We start from the raw sequence: 22816 nt of genomic DNA, 5'->3' as shown, positions 1-22816 counted from the left end.
GAATAAAGAGGCGAATGGCCTCACACGACCAACCCGTCGAATGCGAGCACCGTATCGAGGGCGGATATGGGCTTCACCCCGGCAAGCAGCGCGCGGGCCTCCGCCTCGTCGCGCTTCATCTGCGCCACCAGCGGGTCGAGCCCGTCGAACTTCTCCTCGCCGCGCAGGAAAGAAAACAGCGAGACCGAGCAGGTTTCGCCGTAGAGATCGCCGTCGAAGTCGAACAGGAAGGTTTCCAGAAGCGGCGCGCCCTCTTCCGTCACGGTCGGGCGGCGGCCGAAGCTGGCAACGCCATTGTGCAGCGTGCCATCGGCCCGGCGAAAGCGCACCGCATAGATGCCGTGGCGCAGATCGGTCTCAGGCGGGAGCGCCATGTTTGCCGTCGGGAAGCCCAGTGTGCGGCCAAGCTTCTGGCCACCGCTCACCTCGGCCTCCACCGTATGGCGATAGCCGAGAAGACCGGCCGCTTCCGCCACTTCGCCCTCTGCCAGAAGACCGCGAATGCGGCTTGAGGAAATGACCGCTCCGCCTTCGTCGGCATAGGCATCGACCACAGTGACGCCGAAACCGTTTTCCTTTCCTGCGGCTGCGAGAAGTTCGGGCGTGCCGCCCCGGTTTTTTCCGAAATGAAAGTCGAACCCCGTCACCACATGGGTGATGCCAAGGCCCGCAACCAGCACGGAGCTGACGAATTCCTGCGGTGACAGGCCGGAGAATGCGCGGTCGAAGTGCTGTTCGACCACCACATCGAAGCCGAGCGCGCCGAGTAGTTCGGCCTTCATGGGCGCAGGCGTGAGGCGAAAAAGCGGGACATCGGGCCGGAAGACCTGGCGCGGGTGCGGCTCGAAGGTGAGAACGAGCGCCGGCACTCTTTCGCGCCGGGCGATCTCCAGCGCGGGTTCGAGCACCGACTGATGCCCGCGATGCACACCATCAAAATTGCCGATGGCGACCACACCGCCGCGCAGCGCGGCGGGCAAATCCTTCAGATATGCAATGCGCTTGATCGGACCGGCCACGCGCACACCCTATCTGAGACGCGGAATGGCCGCCACGGGATTGTGGCCGTGCGTTTCCAGAAACGCGGCGAGCCGCTCGGGCTCTGGCCCCTTGCCGTTGCCATATTCGCGCGCATGGATGCCATCGGTGACGAAGAGCACGTCGATGCCGTACTGATCCGCGCCCTTCACATCCGTCAGCACGCCATCGCCGATGGCCAGAGCCCTGTCGCGCGCAAGCTCGCGCCCCATGATCTCGCCAGCCGCCTTGAACGCCGCCTCATAGATCGGACGATGCGGCTTGCCGGCAATCAGCGTGCGGCCGCCCAGAAGACCGTAGTCGCGCGCCAGCGCGCCGGCGCACCAGATATGCCGGTCGCCGCGCTCAACGATGATGTCGGGATTGGCGCAGATAAACGGAAGATCGCGCATCCTGAGGCGCTCCAGCATTTCCGCATAATCCTCGGGCGTCTCGTTCTCGTCGTCGAACAGCCCCGTGCACACCACGCCCGAAGCCTCGAAATCCTCGACAAGATCCACGTCGATCCCGTCGAAGATTGCCTGATCGCGGTCCGGTCCGATGTGAAAAAGACGGCGCGGCGCGGTGCGGATCAGGTCGCGGGTGACATCGCCGGATGTCACGACGCGGTCCCACGCGTCGTCGGGGACGCCAAGCACGCCAAGCTGCTCCTCAACGCCCCGGTGCGGACGCGGCGAATTGGTGATCAGCACAACCGCCTTGCCGGCGGCCCGTGCCCGCGAAAGCGCTGCGCACGCCTCTGGAAAAACGCTGACGCCGTTGTGAACCACGCCCCACACATCGCACAGGACGGCGTCATAGGAACCGGTAAGGCGGTCGAGTGTATCGATGATCTGCGGGGCCTGTGGCATGGGAAAACGGGTCGTCTCGGACATTTGAGGATGCGGCGGGAATGGCTCAGGCCGGGAATTATCGGATGCGGGCTTCGCTGTCACCCGGTTTTATCGGCACGGGCAAATTGCCACGCATTTGCAACAGGGGGTTAACCCGGTGGGAACCAATAAAACATCCGCGATCGCACCAGTTACGACCGGTTAAGCACTCAAGGGCGAATTTGGGCCAGCACTGATATTGGGGTGGCACAAATGCTCAGGAAATTCGTGCATGACCGTCGCGGCAATTTCGCCATGATGACGGCGCTTGCCATGGCGCCGATCATGGGTGTTGCCGCGCTCGTGGTGGATTACAGCCAGATTTCGCGCCAGCGGCAGATGACGCTCAACGCGCTGGATGCGGCCGGCATCGCAACCGCCCGCTATCTCACCCAGGGTGCCACCGACGAGGAGGCCAAGGCCTACGCACTGGACTTCTTTAAAGCGAACCTCGGCGGCGTGAAGCCGGAGAATACGAAACTCATCATAACCCTGCCCAATCAGAACACCGGTGGCGGCACGCTGAAGCTGGAAGCGGAACTGAAGTACGCCCCGATCTTCTATCCCGTGTTTCAGAAGCTGCGCGGGGAGGCTGCCGATGCGGAACAGAAAATCGATTTCCGCGCACAAAGCGAGGTCCGGCTCAAAAACACGCTGGAAGTGGCCCTCGTGCTCGATAATTCGGGCTCCATGGACTACACTTCGACCGGCTCTTTCGAGAAGCGTCTGGCAATCCTGAAGAAGGCTGCCAAGGAACTGGTGAAAACCATCGCCGCCGAAGGCGCGCAGATGAAGCAGATCCAGAAACCGGTACAGTTCGGCGTGGTACCGTTCGCGGCTTCCGTGAATGTGGGCGCGGACAATGCCGGTGCAAGCTGGATGGACACGGAAGGCCGCTCGCCCATCCACCACGAAAATTTCGACTGGTCGACCATGAAGGACGACAATCCGGACAAGCGCGTGGAATTGTCCGGTGGCGTCTACTACAAGCGCGGCGGCGCCTGGGGAGACGAGGTGGGCCAGAAGGTCACGCGGTTCACGCTCTACAACGAAATGAAGCGGATCGTGGGCACCCAGCGCGAGCGCGAGTGGGGCTGCACTAATTCCTGGGCTGGACACTGTTTCACGTATGGCTGGATTTACAAGGACGTCGATGTCACCGCTTCTTACACAAACTGGGGCGGCTGTGTGGAGATGCGTCCCTACCCGTACAATCTGAACGACGATGCGCCTGTCAACAGCAGACCCGAGACCTATTTCGTTCCCATGTTCGCGCCCGACGAAACAAACCAGACGGATGGGGGGCGCCCCGCCAACAACAACTGGTGGGATGACGATGACAATGTGGGAAGAAATCCCGCAAGGGATCTTGCCTACATGCCCAAATACTTCAAACCTTCGGAGACGGCTGCAACCGGGGCCGGCGAAGGGCCGAATGCGAGCTGCACCACAAAGCCGATCACGCCGCTGACCGATGTTGGCAAGGTGGAAGGGCTGAACAAGATTAATACTGCCATCGACGGCATGGATGCTGGCGGTGCAACCAATGTCACCGAGGGTCTCGCCTGGGGCTGGCGCGTTGTTTCCGGCCGCGCGCCGTTCAGCGAGGGCCGTCCGGACACCGAAAAAGGCAATGACAAGGTGGTGATCGTTCTGACCGACGGCGCCAACACCTACTACACGCCCACAAGCATCACCGCGCAGAGCTATTCCGGCTCCAATTATCGCTACGGCGGAAACGACCTCGCCGGTTCGAAGTCGATCTACTCCAACTATGGCTATGTGCGGAACCGGGCGGGCGAAAGCCGTCTTTTCAAGGGCGCCACCGGTGTCAGCGAATACAACTATTCAAACAGCAACTATTCGGCGGCGATGACCAGCCATATGAGCGCCATCTGCGAGAACGCCAAGAGCGACAACATCATCGTGATGACGGTCGCACTCGATCTCGACAGCCGCGATACCACCGAGAAGAAGCAGATCGATGCACTGAAGGCCTGCTCTTCCGACTCGCGCACGCGCAAGGACGGCAGCGGCAAGCCGGTGAAACTCTTCTGGAACGCCACGGGCGGCGATCTGGACGATGCCTTCAAGGCCATCGGCGACGAGCTTTCCAACCTGCGCATCGTCGGCTGACGCCAAGCGACCTCCCGCGTCGGCCTTGCCGCTTCGGTTCTGATCGGCTAGGACAGCCGCGCCCCCTTTCAGGGCGCGGTTTTCTTCTTTTCACGGACGGATTTCGACATGGCTAAAAAGGCTGACAAGACCCGGGCGAGGCTCCCACGCGGCTTTGTCGACCGCCATGCGAGCGACATTCGCGCCGTGGACGAGATGTGCGCGAAGATCCGCGAGGTTTATGAGCGCTATGGCTTCGACCCGGTCGAGACCCCGATCTTCGAATACACGGACGCACTGGGCAAATTCCTGCCCGATCAGGACCGGCCCAATGAGGGCGTGTTCTCCGTTCAGGACGATGACGAGCAGTGGCTCTCGCTGCGCTACGATCTAACCGCCCCGCTGGCCCGCCACGTGGCCGAGAATTTCAACGACATCCAGCTTCCCTACCGCACCTACCGGGCGGGCTATGTGTTCCGCAACGAGAAGCCGGGACCGGGCCGTTTCCGCCAGTTCATGCAGTTCGACGCCGACACGGTGGGGGCACCCGGCGTCGCCGCCGATGCCGAAATGTGCATGATGATGGCCGATGTCATGGAGGCGCTCGGCATTGCCCGCGGCGACTATGTGATCCGTGTCAACAACCGCAAGGTGCTCGACGGCGTGATGGAGGCAATCGGCGTCACCGACGAGGCGCAAAAGCTGACCGTGCTGCGGAGTCTTGATAAGTTTGACAAGGTGGGACGCGAAGGTGTTGCTGAGTTGCTTACCAGTGGTCGCCGCGACGAAAGCGGCGACTTCACTCCTGGAGCTAATCTGCCGGGTTCTGCTGCAGAAAAACTACTGAGACTTTTTCAGCGGCCAGAGATTATAAGCGGGGAAGAAGAAAATTTAGCCGTCAAGTTCGGAGATGCCGTAGCTCAGTTCTCTCTTACTTGGAAGCAGTACCTTCAAAGCTTTAAAGTCAACGGCGAACCTGTGTTCGCATCGGGCGATACGGGACAAGTGGATATAGCTTGGACAATTCCGATCTCGTTGGCCTTGGCAGATCCGGTAGGAGACCCAACATCTGGCTTCGTAGGCGTTAGCGAGCTTCTAGCGATTTATACGCAAATTCAAGCTGCCGGATACGGCGAAGATCGCATCAACATCGACCCCTCCGTCGTGCGTGGCCTCGAATACTACACCGGCCCCGTTTTCGAAGCAGAGCTGACCGCCGAAATCCCCAACGAGAAGGGCGAGATCGTGCGCTTCGGCTCCGTTGGCGGTGGCGGGCGTTATGACGGGCTCGTCTCGCGCTTTCGCGGCCAGCCGGTTCCGGCGACAGGCTTTTCCATCGGCGTGTCGCGTCTGGCGACCGCGCTCAAGAATCTCGGCAAGCTCGGTCAGGATCCCGTCCTGCCGCCGGTGCTGATCACCGTCATGGATGGCGACACGGAGGCGATGGCGAAGTACCAGCAGTTCACGCAGGCGCTGCGCGCTGCCGGCATTCGCGCCGAGATGTATCAGGGCAACTGGAAGAAGTTCGGCAACCAGCTCAAATATGCCGACCGCCGCGGTTCGCCGCTTGCCATCATTCAGGGCGCGGACGAGCGCGCCAATGGCGAAGTGCAGATCAAGGACCTGATCGAGGGCAAGAAGCTTTCCGCCGAGATCGAAAGCAATGAGGAATGGCGCGAGGCCCGCGTGGCGCAGCTGACCGTCAGCGAAGACGAGCTCGTCGAGACGGTGCGCAAAATGCTTGCCGCGCAGGCCGGCGGGGCTGCGTGATGACAGCCGCCGATGCCAACGCCGTCATCCCGGCCGACCGGAGGGAGAGCCGGGACCCATTGGAAGACCGCGACAGTGCGCGGCCCGGTTCCGATCTTGGCACCCGTCAGCGCGGCGGGCTTCTTCTGCGGTGGCCGGCCGCACCTCTCAATGGGTCCCGGCTCTCCCTCCGGTCGGCCGGGATGACGGACGTCAGCTTCTTCAGGGACACGCCCCAATGACCCTGCGCGCGCCCGACTTCGCCGACGACATCTTCGCACTCTTCAATGAACGCGAGGCGGAGCTGACCGACATCGCCATCATCCAGCCCGCCGATCCCTTTCTGGACATGGCGGGCGAGGATCTGCGCCGCCGCATCTTCCTGACGGAGAGCGAGACCGGCGCCAATCTCTGCCTCAGGCCGGAGTTCACCATTCCCGTCTGCCGCGACCATATCGAAAAGCGCGCTGCCACACCGCAGCGCTATGCCTATCTGGGCGAGGTGTTCCGACAACAGCGCGAGGGCGGAGCCGAGTTCTTTCAGGCGGGCATCGAGGATCTTGGCGCAAGCGACCGCGCCGGCGCGGATGCGCGCTCGCTGGCCGATGCACATGCGCTTTTGACGCGTGTTCTGCCGGGCCATGCGCTCTCCGTCACACTTGGCGATCAGGCCGTGTTCGAGGCGGTGCTTTCGGCCCTTGGCCTGCCGCGCGGTTGGCAGATGCGCCTTACCCGCGCCTTCGGTTCGCAAAAGCTTCTGCAGGCCGCCCTCGACGATCTCGCCAACCCGCAGGGGGCAACCAATCTGCCACGCGCGGTTGCCGGGCTTGTGGCCCGTGGCGACGAGGCAGCCCTTGCCGAGCATGTCAGCGTGGTCATGGAAGAGACAGGCCTTTCACCCTCAGCCGGACGCACGCCGCAGGAGATCGCCCGGCGGCTGATCGAAAAAGCGGAACTGCGCAGCGTGCGGCTGACGGACGAAGCGATGAGCGCGCTCAAGGCTTTCGTTTCCATGCGCACGCCGTTTGCCGAGGCGGGCGAGCGGCTCTCGGCTTTCGCCGCCGACAACGGGCTGATCCTCGACGATGCGCTCGAAACCTTCGCCGCGCGCGCTGAGCGGATTTCTGCCGAGGGCCTGCCGCTCGACGCGCTGACCTATGATGCCGGCTTCGGCCGCCCGCTCGATTATTACACCGGCTTCGTGTTCGAGATCGCCTCTCCCACAGGCACGGTGTTGGCTGGCGGTGGGCGCTATGACCGGCTTCTGACCCTTCTGGGCGCGGAGACGCCCATTCCCGGCGTCGGTTTTTCCATCTGGCTCGATCGCGTGGCAGGTCTGAAGGAGACGGCGGCATGAGCATCACCCTTGCCCTGCCCTCCAAGGGCCGCCTGAAGGAAAACGCGCTGGCACAGCTCGAAAAGGCCGGCCTGACCGTGCACCTGCCGGAAAACGACCGGCGCTACCGCGCCGAGCTCGAAGGCGTGGACGGTGTCGAGATCGCCTTCCTTTCCGCATCCGAAATCGCGCGGGAACTGGAGCGCGGCACGGTCGATCTCGGCGTGACCGGCGAGGATCTCGTCCGCGAGACCATTCCCGACTGGCAGCGCAAGGTGGAGATCGCCGCAAGGCTGGGCTTTGGCCGCGCCGATGTGGTGGTCGCGGTGCCGGAGGTCTGGTTCGACGTGTCGACCATGGCCGATCTCGACGATGTCGCCGCCGACTTTCGCCACCGACACGGACGCCGGCTCAGGATCGCCACCAAATACTGGCGGCTGACCCAGCAGTTCTTCTCGCAAAAGCACGGCATTCAGGTCTACCGGATCGTGGAAAGCCTCGGCGCAACCGAAGGCGCGCCGGCAGCGGGTTCGGCCGACGTGATCGTCGATATCACCTCGACGGGATCGACGCTCACGGCCAACCATCTCAAGGTGCTTGACGACGGAATCATCCTTCGTTCCGAGGCCTGTCTCGTGACAGCCCTTCGAGAGCGATCCACGGGTGACCAGGCGGCTCTTGACGCGTTGACGGAGCGGTTTTCAGGCTAGGTTCGTTTTCTGCAATTTCGACCGGAATTCCGGAAAAATCCGCAAAATGAAACGGAATTTCACCGTTTCAGGCGGTTTTCGGGAATTTCGGCCGCGCCATGAATGACGCCGTCCAGAACGCCCCGACCATGACCAGTGTCGCGGCGAAAGCGAGCATCAGATAAAGGTCATATCCGCCGCTTGCCGCCCATAGGGCAGCAACGCCCAGAGGCGCAACCGCCTCCACCATGCGGGATGGGGTGATCAGCGCGCCATTGATCGCGCCATAGGCCTCGCGGCTCAGCATTTCCGGCACGGCCAGCCCGCGCACGATGGTCATCATGCCATTGGCAGCGCCATAGAATGCGGCAATGGCAGCAATCACAAACATTTGCGGCGGCGCAAAAGCGTAGCCTATGAGCACCAGCGGAAACACGCCCACCATGATCGCGCCGATGCGGCGGACGGGTGCGTCGGGCGCAAAAGTCCAGATGGCAATGCGGCCCGCCACCTGCGCCGGGCCGATGACGGCGACGATGCTGACGACTTCCCCTGCACTCAATCCACGTTCGAGGAGAAGCGGGTAAAGGTGAAAGCTCAGGCTGGAGAAAACGCCGGCATAAAGCACGAGAAACAGAACCAGCGCCCAGAAGACCGGCTGGCGAAACGCCCAGAAAACGGCAGCGCGGCCGGCGAGTTCGGGCGTTCCGGTTTCCCTTGCCGGCTCTTTCGGCCTGTCTTTTGTGGGGTCGATCACCGCGACATAGAGGCTGGCGCACAGGAAGGCGTTGATTGCGCCCAGCACCATCAACGCACCGCGCCAGTCGAGCATGTCGATAAGCCATTGAACCAGCGGCACGAACACGGTGCTGGCGAAGCCGCCCCAAAGCGTGAGCGCGGTGATGGCGCGCCGCGCCTCCAGTGCGCCGACGCGGCGGGCGAGCACAGCAAAGGCCGGTTCATAGAGGGTGGCCGCCTGAAGCCCGCCAAGCAGCGGGACGACGACGTAGAACAGGGCGATGCTGTCGACCTGTGACCACAGGAGGTAGAGAAGCCCGGCCATGAGCGACGCGCCGCTCATCACCCAGCGCCCCTGCCCCCGGTCGATCGCCGCACCCACCGGATAGGCGGCGAGTGCAGCGAGGATCAGGCCCGCCGTGGCACCGCCATAGAGAAGCGGCTTTGACCAGCCAAGCTCCATCCGCATCGCTTCGGCGATGAGCGGGAAACTGTAGAAGATCGAGCCCCAGGAACAAATCTGGGCAATGCCGAGCGCCGTGATCATGCGCCTGTAGCCAGGCTCTGAAACGGAAGCGCTCGCCATCTTCACTTTCCCCTCAGCCCGGAGGCCCGACCGTTCCCGCGCACACAGGGATTATTCGTCAACCACACGCAGGCGCAGTTGTCCGCCACCCGGTCCGCCCTCATCGTTCGACTTTTTGGGCGCCAGACGGTTGTCGCTTCCTCCGGACTTTTCGGCCTCGCCCGCGCCCAGCTCCAGCGCCTCGATCTTCGCCCCGCGCTTGGTGACCTTGTCGGTCGAGGTGAGGATCATGTCGATGTCCTTGTTGGCCTGCATGAAATGGGTCTGCAGCTTGCGCACCCGGTCATCGAGCCGGCTGACATCCTCCATCAGGCGCACCACTTCGGCCTGGATCAAATGTGCCTGCTCGCGCATGCGCGCATCCTTCAGAACGGCCTGAATGACCTGGATCGAAAGCATCAGGAGCGAAGGCGAAACAATCACCACCCGTGCCCGGTGAGCACGCTGAACGAGGGTTTCGAAATTTTCATGGATCTCGGCAAAGATGGATTCCGACGGCACGAACATGAAGGCCGTATCCTGCGTCTCGCCGGTCAGCAGATATTTCTCCGAGATCGCCTTGATATGCACCTCGACATCCCGGCGAAACGCCGATTCTGCGGCCTTTCGGGCTTCGGGAGAACCACCTTCACCTTCGGATGCCGCGCGAATGGCATTCCACGCTTCAAGCGGAAACTTGGCGTCGATCACCAGCGAGGGCGCATCATTGGGCATCTTGACGACACAGTCGGGCCGGCTGCCATTGGAGAGCGTTGCCTGAAACTCATAGGCCGTGTGCGGCAGGCCGTCGGCGATGATTGCCTCCATGCGCGACTGGCCAAAGGCGCCACGCGTCTGCTTGTTGGAGAGGATCTGCTGCAGTTGCACCACCTGGCCGGCGAGCGACTGGATGTTGTTCTGTGCCGTGTCGATGACCGCCAGCCGCTCCTGCAGTTTTGCGAGGTTCTCATGCGTCGATCTGGTCTGCTCGGTGATGGACTGGCCAAGCCGCGAGCTCATGCCGTCGAGCCGGTCTGACAGGGCCTTGGTCAATTCCGCCTGCCGGCTGCCGAACACTTCGGCAATCGAGCCCATACGCCCCTGAAGCTCGGCCTGCGCCCGGGTGAGCTCGGCCATGCGGGCTTCCGCCTCGCGGGCGTGCTGGGCAGCCTCGACTGCCGCCACCGCCCGCGCGCGCGCGGCGCGCCACAGGCCGGTGACAAGCACGCCCATCAGCACAAAAAGCAGGACGCCGCCGGCAAGCAAGAGCTGGCCAAGCGTGAATGTGCTCGCGCCAAGCTGCGCCACGGGCGTGGAGAAAATGTCGGACATCTCGTTCATGCGCGGCACTCTAGACGATTCGCAATGGCACCATAAGACCAAAACGTGAACAGGCGTTCCGTATTGACGTTCCCGCAGGCAGGGCTTACCTGACTGCCATGACGATTAAACCACTTGTTCTTCTTCCTGACCCGATCCTGCGCGAAACCTCCAAACCGGTCGAGCGCTTTGACGAGCAGTTACGCACATTCGCCGACGACATGCTGGCGACCATGTATGACGCGCCGGGCATCGGCCTTGCCGCCATTCAGGTCGGCGAGCCGTTGCGCATGCTGGTGATCGACGTTTCGGAGAAGGACGAAGAGCCGGCGCCGATGGTGGTGATCAACCCGCAGATCGTTGCCAGCACCGATCAGCGCAATGTGCATGAGGAAGGATGCCTTTCCATTCCCGATTACTATGCGGAAGTGGAGCGGCCTGCCGGCGTGACCGTCAATTATTTCGATTTGGACGGCAAGCAGCAGACGGTGGAGGCCGACGGCCTGCTCGCCACCTGCCTGCAGCACGAAATCGACCATCTGAACGGCGTTCTTTTCATCGATTATCTGTCGAAGCTCAAGCGCGACATGGTGGTGCGCAAGTTCAGGAAACTCGCCAAGGACCGTCCGCCCGCGCGCATGGTCGGCTGATCCAGTCCTGCCATGTGAGGCAATTGGCCCTGCAGGGCTTGACCGGGAGCGGATAAATCCGCTTCAAGCACCGCAGGAGCGCGGGTGCGCTCGTTTGACTGACTGAACGCATCGGACACGCGGCATGGCACTTCGTCTCATCTTCATGGGCACTCCGGATTTCTCCGTCGGCACGTTGCAGGCGCTGGCTGGGGCCGGGCACGAGATCGTCGCCGTCTATTCGCAGCCGCCGCGACCTGCCGGACGACGCGGACTGGAGCTCACCAAGTCGCCCGTTCATCAAGCGGCCGAAGCGCTCGGTGTCGAGGTGCGGACGCCGAAATCGCTCAAGGGCGAGGACGAACAGGCCGCGTTTGCCGCGCTAGAAGCGGATGCGGCCATCGTGGTGGCTTACGGGCTTCTTCTTCCAAAGCCCATTCTGGAAGGCACACGGCTTGGCTGTTTCAACGGTCACGCCTCGCTTCTCCCCCGCTGGCGAGGGGCTGCACCGATCCAGCGCGCGATCATGGCCGGAGACACAGAAACCGGCATGATGGTGATGAAGATGGACGAAGGGCTCGACACCGGACCCGTGGCCATGACATCCCGCGTTGCCATCACCCCGGACATGACCGGCGGCGAACTGCACGATGTGCTGAAGGAAACGGGCGCTTCTCTCATGGTCGAAGCCATGGATGCGCTCGAAAAAGGGGCGCTCACGCTGACACCGCAGCCCGAGGAGGGCGCGACCTATGCCAAGAAAATCCTGAAGGATGAAACCCGCGTCGACTGGAACAGCCCTGCCCGCGCGGTTCACGATCACATTCGTGGGCTTTCACCCTTTCCCGGCGCCTGGTGCGAAATGACCCTCGGCAGCAAGCCGGAGCGCGTCAAGCTTTTGCGGGCCGAACGCGCCGACGGCAAAGGCGCGCCCGGTGAAGTTCTGGACGACGCCCTGACGATTGCCTGCGGCGATGGCGCGGTGCAGCTGACCGAAGTGCAACGCGCAGGCGGCAAGCCGATGCGCGCCGTGGACTTCCTGCGCGGGGCGAAGCTCGGCAAAGGGACCGTGCTTCCATGATTGCCCTGATTGCACTTCGCGCGGCCAGTCCCTCAAGCGCGGGCGGGCTTTGACCATGGCGCGTTTTCGCATCGACATCGAATATGATGGTGGCCCCTATTTTGGCTGGCAGCGGCAGGCGACGCACCATTCCGTGCAGGCGGCACTGGAGAATGCCATTGCCGCGTTTTCCGGGGAGGAGGTGACACTGTTTGGCGCGGGACGCACCGACACGGGCGTTCATGCGCTGGCACAGGTGGCGCATTTCAACCTCTCGCGGGATTGGACCGCCCGCACCGTGCAAAATGCAATCAACGCACATCTCGCCATGGCGGAAGAGACGGTTGCCGTGATCGAGGCCGCGCAGGTGCCGGACGATTTCGACGCGCGGTTTTCCGCAAAAGCCCGGCACTATCTCTACCGCATTCACAACCGCCGCCCGCCCCTGACCGTTGACCGCGCCCATGCCTGGCATGTGGCGGCACCGCTCGATGCGGAAGCCATGCACGAGGCGGCGCAGCGGCTGGTGGGAACGCATGATTTCACCACGTTCCGCGCCGCTCAGTGTCAGGCAAAAAGTCCGATCAAGACGCTGGAAAAGCTGGAAGTAACGCGCAATGGCGAATTCGTGGAAATCCGCGCCTCGGCCCGCTCCTTCCTGCACAACCAGGTGCGGTCCTTCGCGGGAACGCTGAAGCGTGTGGGCGAAGGTGGCTGGAGTGCAGACGACGTGACGGCGGCGCTTGAAGCCCGCGATCGCAAGGCCTGCGGCCCGGTCGCCCCGCCGCACGGGCTCTATCTCACGCGTGTGGACTACTGAACGATCTCCGCCGGCCGCGCGGCCTTCGGCACCGGCCATGACAAGGTGACACCCGGCTGCGGTGGCCGCTCCAGATAGGTGGAGAGCACCACATAGCTGCGTGTGGCCTTGACGCCCGGCGTGTCATAGAGACGGGCAAGAAGACCTTCCAGCGCGCGGGTCGAAGCCGCGCGCACTTTCAGCAACATGCAGGCATCGCCCGCCACCGAATGCACCTCTTCCACCTCGGGACACTCGGCGATTGCCATCAATGCCGGCGTCTTGCCCCAGCCGCTCGTGTCCACATGGATGAAGGCGAGCAGCCCCTTGCCCACCGCGCCCGGATCGATCAACGCCGCCATGCGGCGAATCGCACCGCTTTTCTTGAGCCGCTTGACCCGTTCATGGGCGGCGGGTGCAGAAAGGCCCACCCGCTTGCCCAGCTCGGCGTAGCTGACTGTCGCATCCTCGACCAGAACGGCTAATATTTTTCGGTCCATCGGGTCCAGCTGCTGTGTCGCGGCAGCCAGCGAGCGAATATCATCTGTTTCTTTCATGGTTCGGCATTTTCCGATTGATGCTTAATTTCATTCGGTCACTATGCGCTTATGTCGAAGATCAATCAAACGCCTATCGAAGAGCCTCTGGCGCTCGCGCTCGACGGCCGCATTCCGCCGGCCGTCTTTCTGCTGACGGGATGCGTCGCCGTGATCGGCTGCAACTCGCTTGTTCTATCCCCGATCGCACCGGAGGTTTCACGTTCGCTCGACGCTTCGGTTCAGGGTGTGATGATCGCCTCGGCCGCTTTCGGCCTGGGCACGGCTGGCAGCGCCCTTTTTCTGGCGCGCCATATCGACCGTCTCGGCGCATGGCGCATGCTGCGGCTGGCCTTTGCAGCGCTTGCAGCCGCACTCGGTGTCAGCGCGCTCGCCCCGGTTCTGGCGATGCTGGTGGCCGCGCAGCTTGTCGCGGGGCTTGCTGCGGGCGTCGCCCTGCCGGCGATCTATACCAATGCCGCTACGGTTGCCCCTGCCGGGCGCGAGACGGAAACCGTGGGGATCGTTCTGACAGGCTGGACGCTCAGTCTTGTCGCCGGTGTCTCTCTTTCAGCGGTGCTGGCAGACATATTGCACTGGCGCGCCGTGTTTGCCCTTGTATGTCTGCTGGCCGTGGGCGCCTTTCTGATACTGGCTCTCAACGGGCGGCGCGACACGCCATCCGACGAGCCCGCCATGGCGCCGCTGGCAGCCCTTCGCACGCCGGGTCTTCTTCCGCTGCTGCTGGCCTGCGGTGCTTTCATGGCCTCGTTCTACGGCGTTTATGGCTATATCGGCGCCCATCTTGCCGGTGCACTTGGCAAACCCGTTAGCGCGAACGGACTTTTGACACTGGTCTACGGGCTCGGATTTGGCGGAGCGGTGCTGCTCGACAGACCCGTTCAGCGCCTCGGCGCTCACAATCTTCTGCCCTTTGCCTTTGCCTTCGTGGCTGCGATCTACCTCTTCATGATGTGGGGTGCGCATAGCTTTGGCATCCTGCTTGCCGTGGCCTTTGTGTGGGGTCTGGCAAACCATCTCGGTCTCAACATGCTGATCGTGCGGCTGAGCGGCATCGCGCCCGCCAGACGCGGGGCGATCATGGGGCTGAACAGTGCCACCACCTATATCGCCGCCTTTGCCGGCACGCTGGGCTTCGGCCCTGTTTATGCCGGGTTTGGACTGCCAGCGGCCGCGGCAATGGCAGCCCTCCTGACGCTGGTTGCCGCTTTGTCGGCCGCGCGCTGAGAGACTTGCTTGGGCCCTGCCCCTAACCCACTCCGCGCGACAGGCCAAGCAGCCCTTCTGCCGTGAAAAGCACCGCGAGGGACGCCGCAAACATGGCCGCGAACACAGCCGTTGCGACGGCTGGCCCCTTGCCGATGGCGACATTGGTGAGGCGCCAGGACAGGATCATCGTGCCGATGAAAACGAGGAAGGTCAAAAAGCCCGTGAGATCGGCAGCCTCCGGCAAAAGCAGCTGGAGGAGCATGACAGGAAGCATGACCCAGGAAAACAGGGCAGAGGCCCAGTTGCTCGCCACCACGTAATGCACGAAACGATCAGCAACGCCGGCTGGGCGCGCGGCGAGCGCCAGAATAACGTAGGGCAGGACCCAGGTCGCCAGGTCCGTCAGCAGCAACCGCGCGAACAGTGAAAAGCGGGAGCTGAAAACATCTGCACCCGCCAGTTCGTTGGAAATCGTCACCCATCCCACCACCATGGGCGGAACAGCGACGAGAATGGCGAAAAATGAATTCCAGAAACCGTCCGCCGACAGATCAAGCAGGCGCAACCCCTCCGAACGCCCCATCATCATGCGCCAGACACCGGCAAAATACTGCTGGATCTCGGCGAAGGAGGGCATTCAGGCAAACCAGTCTTGAAGAAAACGCAGATAGATCTGCGTCAGGGTTTCAAGATCGGACAGCGCCACCCGCTCATCGACCATGTGCATGGTCTGGCCGACAAGACCGAACTCCACCACGGGGCAATGGTCCTTGATGAAGCGTGCATCTGAGGTGCCGCCGGAGGTGGAGAGTTCCGGGCGTACACCGACTACGGCCTCGACCGAAGCCGACAGGGTTTCGACGAGTTTCTCGTCCCGCGTCAGGAAGACGGGGCTCGGGCGGCCAAGCCAGTCAATGTCGAAATCGACTGGCTGTTCGGCGCCTTTGCGCAGGCGATTCTCTTCTGCGGCGCGGTCGAGCCTGTTGTGGATTTCGGCCTGCAGGCTTTCCACGCTCCACGTGTCGTTGAAGCGGATGTTGAAGACCGCTGTCGCCTTTGCGGGAATGACGTTTGTCGCCGTGTTGCCCACGTCAACCGTGGTGACTTCCAGATTGCTCGGCTGGAAATCGACCGTGCCTTCATCGAAGGGCTTTTCGAGGAGTGCGCCAAGCAGCTGCATGAGGCCCGGCACCGGATTGTCTGCCCGGTGCGGATAAGCCACATGACCCTGGCGACCATTGACGGTAATGCGGCCTGTGAGCGAACCGCGCCGGCCGATCTTGATCATGTCGCCAAGCCGGTCCGGATTGGTGGGTTCGCCGACGATCGATGCGTCCCACTTCTCGCCGCGTTCCACGGCCCATTCAAGAAGCTTGACCGTGCCGTTGATGGCGGGGCCTTCCTCGTCACCGGTGATGAGGAAAGAGACGGAGCCTTTCGGCCTGCCGCGGGTCTTCACATAGCGGGCGAGTGCGGCCACGAAGCAGGCAATGCCGCCCTTCATGTCGACGGCACCCCGGCCATACATCTGGCCATCGGCAATGGCGGCGGCAAAGGGCGGGTGCTTCCATGCACCTTCATCGCCGGGCGGCACCACATCGGTGTGACCGGCGAACATGAGGTGCGGGCCCTCGCCTGCAAGCTTGCCATAGAGATTTTCGATGTCGGGCGTGCCCTCTTCGGAGAAGATCGGGCGCTCGACCGAGCAGTCAAGCGCCTTCAGCATGCCCTGAAGCACGGAAAGCGCCCGGCCTTCAGCCGGCGTGACGGAGGGGCAGCGGATGAGTTCGGCGAGATTCGCGGCGGGATCGGTCGGCAGTGTCATGCGCAAGGGATAATCCAACATCAGGCCGCTGTCACGCAACAAGCGGCCCAGCCTTTCGGCTACTGCTTCGGCGCGTTTGTCCGATCACCATATTCGTTGGCGCCCGCATCGCCCGGATAGAGGCAAAGCACGATAAAAGCGAGGATCGACACCATCGGGATGAAGAGCGAAACGGCAAAAATGCCCGGCTTGCCGAAATCATGCAGACGCTTGACGCCCAGCGCTACGGACGAGAAGACCGAAACCACAGCCAGACCCCAGAAAAGCAGGGCCCATAGGCCGCTGGCGCCGCTCCCTTCCGGCGCCAGGGTGAAGCGATAGAGCACAAAGATCTGCAGGACAATGAGAAGCATGCCCGCCAGGAAAAAGGCGGCACGGCTCACCCGTCCGGAAAATCCGAAAAACAGCCAGGCCATCTGTCCCTTGGGCATTGTGCTTCTCCGCAGGCCGGTCAATCGCGCAGGAGTTCGTTGATCGACGTCTTGGAGCGGGTCTTTTCATCGACGCGCTTGACGATCACGGCGCAGTAGAGGCTCGGACCCCAATTCTCGCCAGGTACGTTTTTACCAGGCATGGTGCCTGCGACGACCACCGAATAGGGCGGGACTTCGCCGTAGAACACTTCGCCGGTGGCGCGGTCGACGATCTTGGTCGACTTGCCGATATAGACGCCCATGCCGAGCACGGAGCCCTCACGCACGATGCAGCCTTCGACCACCTCCGAGCGCGCACCGATGAAGCAATGATCCTCGATGATGGTGGGACCGGCCTGCATGGGCTCCAGAACGCCGCCGATGCCGACGCCGCCGGAAAGATGAACATTCTTGCCGATCTGCGCGCAGGAGCCGACGGTGGCCCAGGTGTCGACCATGGTGCCCTCGCCCACATAGGCGCCGAGATTGACGAAGGAGGGCATCAGCACGACGCCGGGCGCGACATAGGCCGAGTGGCGCACAACTGCATTGGGAACAGCGCGGAAGCCGGCCTTCTCGAACTCGTTGGCGCTCCAGCCGTCGAATTTGGAAGCGACCTTGTCCCACCAGACGGCATCCCCGGGCCCGCCCTTGATGACCTGCATCGGGTTCAGCCGGAACGAAAGCAGCACTGCCTTCTTGAGCCACTGGTTCACCTTCCAGGAGCCGTCCTCCTGACGCTCTGCAACACGCGCCTTGCCGCTGTCGAGCAAATGAAGCGAGGTTTCCACCGCATCGCGAATCTCGCCGCGTGTGTCTGTCGAAACGCCGTCGCGCTCGTCGAATGCCTTTTCAATTGTCTTTTCCAGCGCGGCGGCATCGGTGTTCGTCATGCTTGCGGCTCCATTGAACAAGCTGTTAAGGGCTCAGCCATAGTTTGGGAGAAGGACCCAGATCGGCGCGGAAACTATGCGAAGCGTCACTAGGGGTCAATCTCGGGATCGCGCGGGGACGCGCCAACGGACGGATAAATGACGATGGATTCAAAAGACGAGAACGGCTGGACACCTCTACCGCATTCCGATGAAGACCTGCGTCGTGCAAGACAGGTGCCCGATACGCCGCAGACGCGCGCGGAAACCTATCGTCTTGCCTGGGACGACGAAGATTTCATGACCCGGCGCGAACTGCGGCCGGTGCGCCTGCAGCTCGAACTCCTCAAGCCGGAAATGGCACTTGCAGAACGTGGCATCCGATCGACGGTGATCCTGTTCGGTGGCGCGCGCCTGCCCGAGCCCGGTGGAGAGGCCTGGGCCGCCAAGAACGAGACGCAGAAGAAGAACCTCGAAAAGAACAGCCGCTACTATCAGGAAGCCCGCAAATTCGCGCGGCTCTGCTCGGAAGAATCGGCCAAGTCCTATTACCGCGAATATGTCGTCGTAACGGGCGGCGGACCCGGCGTGATGGAAGCCGGCAATCGCGGTGCTGCCGATTGCGGCGCCCCCTCCATAGGCCTCAACATCGTGCTGCCGCATGAGCAGGCACCGAACCTCTATGTGACGCCCGAGCTCTGCTTCAACTTCCACTATTTCGCGATCCGCAAGATGCATTTCATGATGCGTGCGAAGGCGGTCGCCGTGTTCCCCGGCGGCTTCGGGACAATGGACGAACTGTTCGAGACGCTGACCCTGATCCAGACCGGGCGCATGGAGCGTTTACCGGTGGTGCTGTTCGGCAAGGATTTCTGGGAAGGCGCGATCAATCTGGCCTTCCTGGCCGAACAGGGCACGATCTCGCCTGGAGACGATGAGCTGATCACTTTCGTCGACACGGCCGAGGAAGCCTGGGCGAAGATCGCCGAGTTCTACGAACTCTGATCCCGAATGCCGTCATGCCGCAGTCCGCGGCACTGGCGGCATGAACGACAATCGGCTAGGCATTTGCAGATGATCCCATGCCGAGGCAATACAAGCTGGTTTGGAAGCCTGCGCCGCGATGCGAAGCTTTTCGCGGCGGTCGGGTGTCTTTCTCTGCTCATGGGGCTGCTGCAGCCGCTGGCCCTGGCTGCGGCTGCGCCGGCATCCTACGGCTTCGTCATCTGCACGACTTACGGGATTGGAACAGCCTCCAATGACAGCCGTGAACATCCCCGCACGACCGAATGCCCCCTATGCGTGAGTAGCCATACTTGCGGCTTTCAGTTTTCATCGTCCACGTCGCAGCTTCCGGCGCTGGTGCTGCCAATACCGCAAGAGAACGGTGCCGCTGTATCCCATTGGGGCGACGGACCACATGCCAACCCTGCCAGCGACACTGCACACGGCATTCGCGCGCCCCCTGCCCCTGCCTGATCTTTTAAAGCCCGGGTTTCCGGCAACTCAAAGCTCAGACATGAAAGGCAGAACCATGCGTTTAAACATTCTTATCGCGGCAGCGGCTGCGTTCCCGCTAATCACAACGGGAGCAGTGGCTCACGGCACGAATGCCGACCATCACGCCTCCAATCAAGGGGCCACGGAAACGACCGCGGACCACCACGCCGTTGAGGCCGGCGATCTGAAAATCGCACACCCCCGGGTGCGGGCCATGCTGCCCGGTCAACCGTCTGGCGGCGGATACATGGTCATCGAAAACACCGGCACCGACGATGACCGGCTGTTGACCCTGACCTCGCCACGGGCCGGCAAGGTGGAGGTCCACACCATGGAAATGAACAATGACGTCATGGTCATGCGCCCGGTAAAGGGCGGCCTGACGATACCCGCCGGCGAAACGGTGACGCTGGAACCCGGCGGCCTGCACGTCATGTTCATGCAGGTGGAAAAGGGTTTTCAGGAGGGCGAATCCATACCGCTGACGCTCGAATTCGAGAAGGCGGGAAAGGTCGATCTGGAGCTCACCGCAGGCCCGGCACGCGGCAGCGCGTCCGATACCGGGCACAGCCACTGACGCCGAGACGCGGCCTCCCGCTGGAACGGTTCACCGTCTCATGGAAGCGCCGCTCCGCTCCATCTGCCTGTTTTTGCGCATTTGTGCGAACGTCAGGTGATTCCACCTGACTGCAAAATGCTCTACAGGGCGGCGTCGGCCTGGCCGGCGCCTGCCCGAACATCCTCCAGACGGGCTTCGTCGGGCGTTCGAGGACGGTGAACCACGGACACCAGAACGAACGAAATGATCATCAGGAGATACCACGAGCCCAGCTTGGAAATGGAAACCGGCGTCCATCCACCGGACTGATCCGGGTAGATCCAGGCACGCGACCAGGTGCCGATGTTCTCTGCAAACCAGATGAACAGCGCCACCAGCAGAAACCCGAGCAAGAGCGGCATCCGATGGCGAAACCGAAACACGCGGTAGTGCACGGACGTGCGCGCGAAAAGCAGCGCAGTGGCCGCAAAGAGCCCATAGCGCACATCGACCGTATAATGATGGGCGAAAAAATTCACATAGATCGCTGCCGCCAGAGCCAATGTCATCCAGAAAGCCGGATAACGGGTATAGCGCATGTCGAAAATCCGGCTGATGCGGGCGAGGTAGGACCCCACGGCGGCATACATGAAGCCTGAAAAGAGCGGCACAGCGGCGATGCGGAAGAAGCTCTCTTCCGGATAGATCCACGAGCCGGCCGAAGTCTTGAATATCTCCATCACCGTGCCGACCACGTGGAAAATAAGGATGACCTTCGCCTCAGACGGTTGTTCTAGGCCGGCGGCCAGCATGACCATCTGTATGGCAAGCGCTGCCAGAAACAGGAAATCGTAGCGCGCCAGAAAGGCGTTTTGTGGCCACAGGTAGTGTGTTGCGATGATGAGGGCGAGGAGCAGCCCGCCGAAAAGGCAGGCCCATGCCTGCTTCAGCCCAAATACGACGAACTCAACCAGAGCGCCCGCCAGACCGTGCGCAGGCAACCTGTCGAGCACGCGATGCGCGAGTGCGTCGATGCGCGCTTCAAGAGACGTGAAACGCCGCACCGGCGTCAGGCCTTCATCGCCGCTTCGAGGAAGTCCGCGAGGTTGTCGGTAACGAAGTCGACATCGTCTTCCTCGTTCGCGTCCTGCTCCCATATCTCGGTGAAGGTCGGCTCGAAATTGTTGGGTACGACCAGAACCGTGGTCATGCCAAGCTTCTTCGGCACCGCCAGATTGCGCGCCAGATCCTCGAACATGACCGCGTTTTCGCCCACCACCCGATGCAGGGCGACAAACTTGTCATAGGTGGCCGCAGCCGGCTTCGGAAGAAGACCGGCCGCAACGATGTCGAAAATGTCGTCGAAATGGTCGAACACGCCGAGCTGGCGCGCCGCACGCTCGGCATGACCGCGATCACCATTGGTGAAAATGAACTTGCGGCCCGGCAGGGCCCGGATCGCATCACCAAGCCTCGGGTCGGGATCGAGCCAAGAATAATCGATGTCGTGCACCTTCTCGAGAAAATCATCCGGGTCGATGCTGTAGCGCTCCATCAGCCCGTTGAGCGTCGTTCCGTATTCCCGGTAGAGGTTTTTCTGGAGCGTTCTGGCTTCGTCGCGCTCCATCTGCAGGAGTTCGGACACATAAGCCGTCATCTTCACGTCGATCTGCGAAAACAGATTGCTGTGATGCGGATAGAGCGTGTTGTCGAGATCGAACACCCAGTCGGTGACATGGGAAAAGCGATCTGCGGTGATGCGGTGGGCTGAGAGCTGGTTTGTCATACATTCCTTATGGCAGACACGCCCCTTGCGCGACAATCTGCACAACCGGCTTTTGCAGAGCATTCGTGTCGGCTCGGGCGGTAGCCCAGTTTGGTATACCGATTTGTTCCGTCTGCGCCTTGCGCAATTTGCATCGGGATAGCAAAAGGCGCGGCATGGAACTCTGGATCCCGATCACCATCGCCGCAGCCTTTCTGCAAAACCTGCGCTCCGTTGGCCAAAAGCACCTCAAAGGCGTGATGGGCACGACGGGCGCAACCTTTGTGCGCTTCGGCTTCGGCATGCCGTTCGTTCTTGTCCTGTGGCTTCTGCTGCACTCGGCCGCCGGTTACGAGTTTCCGGAAATCCACGGCACGTTTCTCGCCTGGACGCTGCTCGGCGGACTGGGGCAGATTTCCGCGCAGTTTCTACTGATCTATCTGTTTTCCTTCCGCAATTTTGCGGTCGGCACGGCCTATTCGCGCACCGAACCGGCGCAGGCGGCCATCTTTGGCCTTGTGCTGCTTGGCGAAATGGCAGGCTTCGGCGCGCTCATTGCCATCGCGGTCACGGTGATCGGCGTGATGCTGATCTCGGTCGCCCGCGTGCCGATGAGCTGGGGCAATCTGTTCCGCTCGCTCATCAGCCGCACAGCGCTGATCGGCCTTGCCTCCGGCACGCTTTTCGGCGTGACGGCCGTGGCCTATCGGGCCGCCTCGCTTTCTCTCGGCGGACCGAACTATCTGATGCAGGCGACAACGACGCTGGCCGTTACCATCACGTTCCAGACCGTCATCATGCTTGCATGGATGCTCTGGCGCGACCGCGCCGAGGTGGGGCGCATCGCAAAGGCGTGGAAGCCTTCGCTTTTCGTGGGCTTTGTCGGCGCTGCCGCCTCGCTCGGCTGGTTCACGGCCATGACGCTGCAACAGGCAGCGGTAGTGAAGGCGCTGGCGCAGATCGAGATGATCTTCACCTTCGCTTCATCCGTGTTCTTCTTCCGCGAGCACATCAACCGCACGGAAGTGGCGGGATGCCTGCTGATCGTCGCGGGCATCGTGCTTTTGGTGCTGCTTTAGATGTGGTGCGTGGTTCGACAGGCTCACCATGAGGGGCGTTTTGGCTGCCGCCCCTGAGGCACATCTGTGAAACAGACTTTCTGCCAGGCACTCCCCTCCCTCATGGTGAGCCTGTCGAACCACGCACAACGCTGTTGCCGCGAATTCG

Annotated in this window: 22 protein-coding genes; 11 read left to right on the top strand and 11 right to left on the bottom strand. The window is 62.2% G+C overall.

What is annotated here, in order from left to right; translation table 11 throughout:
* Positions 1-20: 20 nt before the first annotated feature.
* Positions 21-1019 carry a bifunctional riboflavin kinase/FAD synthetase gene (locus tag KUG85_RS08765; RefSeq protein WP_255606315.1) on the bottom strand — a complete coding sequence of 333 codons (999 nt, stop codon included), beginning with the start codon at positions 1017-1019 and terminating at the stop codon, positions 21-23.
* Between the two features lie 9 nt (positions 1020-1028).
* A complete protein-coding gene (locus tag KUG85_RS08760; RefSeq protein ID WP_065816282.1) occupies positions 1029-1889 on the bottom strand; it encodes a TIGR01459 family HAD-type hydrolase in 861 nt (286 codons plus the stop codon).
* A 234-nt stretch (positions 1890-2123) separates the two neighbouring features.
* On the opposite strand from KUG85_RS08760, the gene KUG85_RS08755 reads away from it, so the two are divergent.
* The 4 genes from KUG85_RS08755 to hisG all read left to right on the top strand — a co-directional run bounded on the left by KUG85_RS08755 (position 2124) and on the right by hisG (position 7820).
* Positions 2124-4046: a TadE/TadG family type IV pilus assembly protein gene (locus KUG85_RS08755; protein ID WP_223004901.1), complete on the top strand. Its 1923-nt coding sequence runs from the start codon at positions 2124-2126 to the stop codon at positions 4044-4046.
* 108 nt (positions 4047-4154) lie between these two features.
* Positions 4155-5795 carry a histidine--tRNA ligase gene (locus KUG85_RS08750; protein ID WP_223004900.1) on the top strand — a complete coding sequence of 547 codons (1641 nt, stop codon included), beginning with the start codon at positions 4155-4157 and terminating at the stop codon, positions 5793-5795.
* 217 nt (positions 5796-6012) lie between these two features.
* Positions 6013-7131 (top strand): ATP phosphoribosyltransferase regulatory subunit, encoded by a 1119-nt coding sequence (locus tag KUG85_RS08745; protein WP_223004899.1) that lies wholly within the window; start codon positions 6013-6015, stop codon positions 7129-7131.
* Positions 7128-7820, top strand: a complete 693-nt coding sequence (gene hisG / locus KUG85_RS08740) for an ATP phosphoribosyltransferase (protein WP_223004898.1) — start codon at positions 7128-7130, stop codon at positions 7818-7820. Before KUG85_RS08745 ends, hisG begins: the two co-directional genes overlap by 4 nt.
* Before the next feature lie 67 nt (positions 7821-7887).
* Here hisG and KUG85_RS08735 read toward each other — a convergent pair whose 3' ends face one another.
* Together KUG85_RS08735 and KUG85_RS08730 are read right to left on the bottom strand one after the other, a co-directional pair.
* Positions 7888-9123 carry an MFS transporter gene (locus KUG85_RS08735; protein WP_223004897.1) on the bottom strand — a complete coding sequence of 412 codons (1236 nt, stop codon included), beginning with the start codon at positions 9121-9123 and terminating at the stop codon, positions 7888-7890.
* A 51-nt stretch (positions 9124-9174) separates the two neighbouring features.
* A complete protein-coding gene (locus KUG85_RS08730) occupies positions 9175-10443 on the bottom strand; it encodes a DNA recombination protein RmuC (protein ID WP_223004896.1) in 1269 nt (422 codons plus the stop codon).
* A gap of 98 nt (positions 10444-10541) precedes the next feature.
* Between KUG85_RS08730 and def the strand changes: the two genes are divergently transcribed.
* From def to truA, 3 genes are all read left to right on the top strand, one after another.
* The gene (def, locus tag KUG85_RS08725; RefSeq protein ID WP_223004895.1) at positions 10542-11072 is read left to right on the top strand and encodes a peptide deformylase; all 531 of its coding nucleotides are present in this window, start codon (positions 10542-10544) and stop codon (positions 11070-11072) included.
* A 124-nt stretch (positions 11073-11196) separates the two neighbouring features.
* Positions 11197-12132, top strand: coding sequence for a methionyl-tRNA formyltransferase (fmt, locus tag KUG85_RS08720; RefSeq protein WP_223004894.1), 936 nt, complete (start codon positions 11197-11199; stop codon positions 12130-12132).
* A gap of 55 nt (positions 12133-12187) precedes the next feature.
* Positions 12188-12931: a tRNA pseudouridine(38-40) synthase TruA gene (gene truA / locus KUG85_RS08715; protein WP_223004893.1), complete on the top strand. Its 744-nt coding sequence runs from the start codon at positions 12188-12190 to the stop codon at positions 12929-12931.
* Here the strand turns inward: truA and KUG85_RS08710 are convergent.
* Complete coding sequence (locus tag KUG85_RS08710) at positions 12925-13467, bottom strand: Lrp/AsnC family transcriptional regulator (RefSeq protein ID WP_223004892.1); 543 nt, start codon at positions 13465-13467, stop codon at positions 12925-12927. The genes truA and KUG85_RS08710 overlap by 7 nt on opposite strands.
* A 51-nt stretch (positions 13468-13518) precedes the next feature.
* Between KUG85_RS08710 and KUG85_RS08705 the strand changes: the two genes are divergently transcribed.
* Positions 13519-14694, top strand: a complete 1176-nt coding sequence (locus KUG85_RS08705) for an MFS transporter (RefSeq protein WP_223004891.1) — start codon at positions 13519-13521, stop codon at positions 14692-14694.
* A gap of 22 nt (positions 14695-14716) precedes the next feature.
* On the opposite strand, the gene KUG85_RS08700 is transcribed toward KUG85_RS08705, so the two are convergent.
* Genes KUG85_RS08700 through dapD form a run of 4 tightly spaced genes read right to left on the bottom strand, consistent with a single transcriptional unit; the run spans position 14717 to position 17807 of the window.
* On the bottom strand, positions 14717-15313 hold the full coding sequence (locus KUG85_RS08700; RefSeq protein ID WP_223004890.1) for a transporter: 597 nt from the start codon (positions 15311-15313) through the stop codon (positions 14717-14719).
* Positions 15314-16501: a succinyl-diaminopimelate desuccinylase gene (gene dapE, locus KUG85_RS08695; protein ID WP_223005238.1), complete on the bottom strand. Its 1188-nt coding sequence runs from the start codon at positions 16499-16501 to the stop codon at positions 15314-15316.
* 59 nt (positions 16502-16560) lie between these two features.
* Positions 16561-16932 (bottom strand): DUF805 domain-containing protein, encoded by a 372-nt coding sequence (locus KUG85_RS08690; protein WP_223004889.1) that lies wholly within the window; start codon positions 16930-16932, stop codon positions 16561-16563.
* Positions 16933-16952: 20 nt separating this feature from the next.
* Positions 16953-17807, bottom strand: coding sequence for a 2,3,4,5-tetrahydropyridine-2,6-dicarboxylate N-succinyltransferase (gene dapD, locus KUG85_RS08685; RefSeq protein WP_007009660.1), 855 nt, complete (start codon positions 17805-17807; stop codon positions 16953-16955).
* A gap of 144 nt (positions 17808-17951) precedes the next feature.
* Here dapD and KUG85_RS08680 point away from each other — a divergent pair, with 144 nt between their 5' ends.
* Both KUG85_RS08680 and KUG85_RS08675 read left to right on the top strand, forming a co-directional pair.
* A complete protein-coding gene (locus KUG85_RS08680; RefSeq protein ID WP_007009661.1) occupies positions 17952-18791 on the top strand; it encodes an LOG family protein in 840 nt (279 codons plus the stop codon).
* A gap of 529 nt (positions 18792-19320) precedes the next feature.
* Complete coding sequence (locus KUG85_RS08675; RefSeq protein WP_255606314.1) at positions 19321-19863, top strand: copper chaperone PCu(A)C; 543 nt, start codon at positions 19321-19323, stop codon at positions 19861-19863.
* A 122-nt stretch (positions 19864-19985) separates the two neighbouring features.
* Here the strand turns inward: KUG85_RS08675 and KUG85_RS08670 are convergent, their stop codons facing one another.
* Entirely contained in the window at positions 19986-20888 is a 903-nt protein-coding gene (locus KUG85_RS08670) for a DUF817 domain-containing protein (protein ID WP_223004887.1), read from the bottom strand.
* A gap of 5 nt (positions 20889-20893) precedes the next feature.
* Positions 20894-21610 (bottom strand): pyrimidine 5'-nucleotidase, encoded by a 717-nt coding sequence (locus KUG85_RS08665; RefSeq protein WP_223004886.1) that lies wholly within the window; start codon positions 21608-21610, stop codon positions 20894-20896.
* 155 nt (positions 21611-21765) lie between these two features.
* Here KUG85_RS08665 and KUG85_RS08660 point away from each other — a divergent pair, with 155 nt between their 5' ends.
* Positions 21766-22668 (top strand): EamA family transporter, encoded by a 903-nt coding sequence (locus tag KUG85_RS08660; RefSeq protein ID WP_223004885.1) that lies wholly within the window; start codon positions 21766-21768, stop codon positions 22666-22668.
* Positions 22669-22816 lie beyond the last annotated feature (148 nt).

It is taken from the genome of Nitratireductor rhodophyticola (assembly GCF_019891355.1).
Classification (GTDB): Bacteria; Pseudomonadota; Alphaproteobacteria; order Rhizobiales; family Rhizobiaceae; genus Nitratireductor; species Nitratireductor rhodophyticola.
Note: the sequence above shows the minus strand (reverse complement) of the source record. Positions and strands in the feature narration are given on the sequence as shown.

Bases quoted from the DNA above. Each gene is read 5' to 3' on its own strand.
- KUG85_RS08705 (WP_223004891.1), top strand. From the start codon at position 13,519: ATGTCGAAGATCAATCAAACGCCTATCGAAGAGCCTCTGGCGCTCGCG.
- hisG (WP_223004898.1), top strand. From the start codon at position 7,128: ATGAGCATCACCCTTGCCCTGCCCTCCAAGGGCCGCCTGAAGGAAAAC.
- dapD (WP_007009660.1), bottom strand. From the start codon at position 17,807: ATGACGAACACCGATGCCGCCGCGCTGGAAAAGACAATTGAAAAGGCA.
- KUG85_RS08665 (WP_223004886.1), bottom strand. From the start codon at position 21,610: ATGACAAACCAGCTCTCAGCCCACCGCATCACCGCAGATCGCTTTTCC.
- KUG85_RS08760 (WP_065816282.1), bottom strand. From the start codon at position 1,889: ATGCCACAGGCCCCGCAGATCATCGATACACTCGACCGCCTTACCGGT.
- KUG85_RS08755 (WP_223004901.1), top strand. From the start codon at position 2,124: ATGCTCAGGAAATTCGTGCATGACCGTCGCGGCAATTTCGCCATGATG.
- KUG85_RS08675 (WP_255606314.1), top strand. From the start codon at position 19,321: ATGCGTTTAAACATTCTTATCGCGGCAGCGGCTGCGTTCCCGCTAATC.
- KUG85_RS08700 (WP_223004890.1), bottom strand. From the start codon at position 15,313: ATGCCCTCCTTCGCCGAGATCCAGCAGTATTTTGCCGGTGTCTGGCGC.
- KUG85_RS08690 (WP_223004889.1), bottom strand. From the start codon at position 16,932: ATGCCCAAGGGACAGATGGCCTGGCTGTTTTTCGGATTTTCCGGACGG.
- truA (WP_223004893.1), top strand. From the start codon at position 12,188: ATGGCGCGTTTTCGCATCGACATCGAATATGATGGTGGCCCCTATTTT.
- KUG85_RS08660 (WP_223004885.1), top strand. From the start codon at position 21,766: ATGGAACTCTGGATCCCGATCACCATCGCCGCAGCCTTTCTGCAAAAC.
- KUG85_RS08745 (WP_223004899.1), top strand. From the start codon at position 6,013: ATGACCCTGCGCGCGCCCGACTTCGCCGACGACATCTTCGCACTCTTC.
- KUG85_RS08680 (WP_007009661.1), top strand. From the start codon at position 17,952: ATGGATTCAAAAGACGAGAACGGCTGGACACCTCTACCGCATTCCGAT.
- KUG85_RS08750 (WP_223004900.1), top strand. From the start codon at position 4,155: ATGGCTAAAAAGGCTGACAAGACCCGGGCGAGGCTCCCACGCGGCTTT.
- def (WP_223004895.1), top strand. From the start codon at position 10,542: ATGACGATTAAACCACTTGTTCTTCTTCCTGACCCGATCCTGCGCGAA.
- KUG85_RS08730 (WP_223004896.1), bottom strand. From the start codon at position 10,443: ATGAACGAGATGTCCGACATTTTCTCCACGCCCGTGGCGCAGCTTGGC.
- dapE (WP_223005238.1), bottom strand. From the start codon at position 16,501: ATGACACTGCCGACCGATCCCGCCGCGAATCTCGCCGAACTCATCCGC.
- KUG85_RS08710 (WP_223004892.1), bottom strand. From the start codon at position 13,467: ATGAAAGAAACAGATGATATTCGCTCGCTGGCTGCCGCGACACAGCAG.
- KUG85_RS08735 (WP_223004897.1), bottom strand. From the start codon at position 9,123: ATGGCGAGCGCTTCCGTTTCAGAGCCTGGCTACAGGCGCATGATCACG.
- fmt (WP_223004894.1), top strand. From the start codon at position 11,197: ATGGCACTTCGTCTCATCTTCATGGGCACTCCGGATTTCTCCGTCGGC.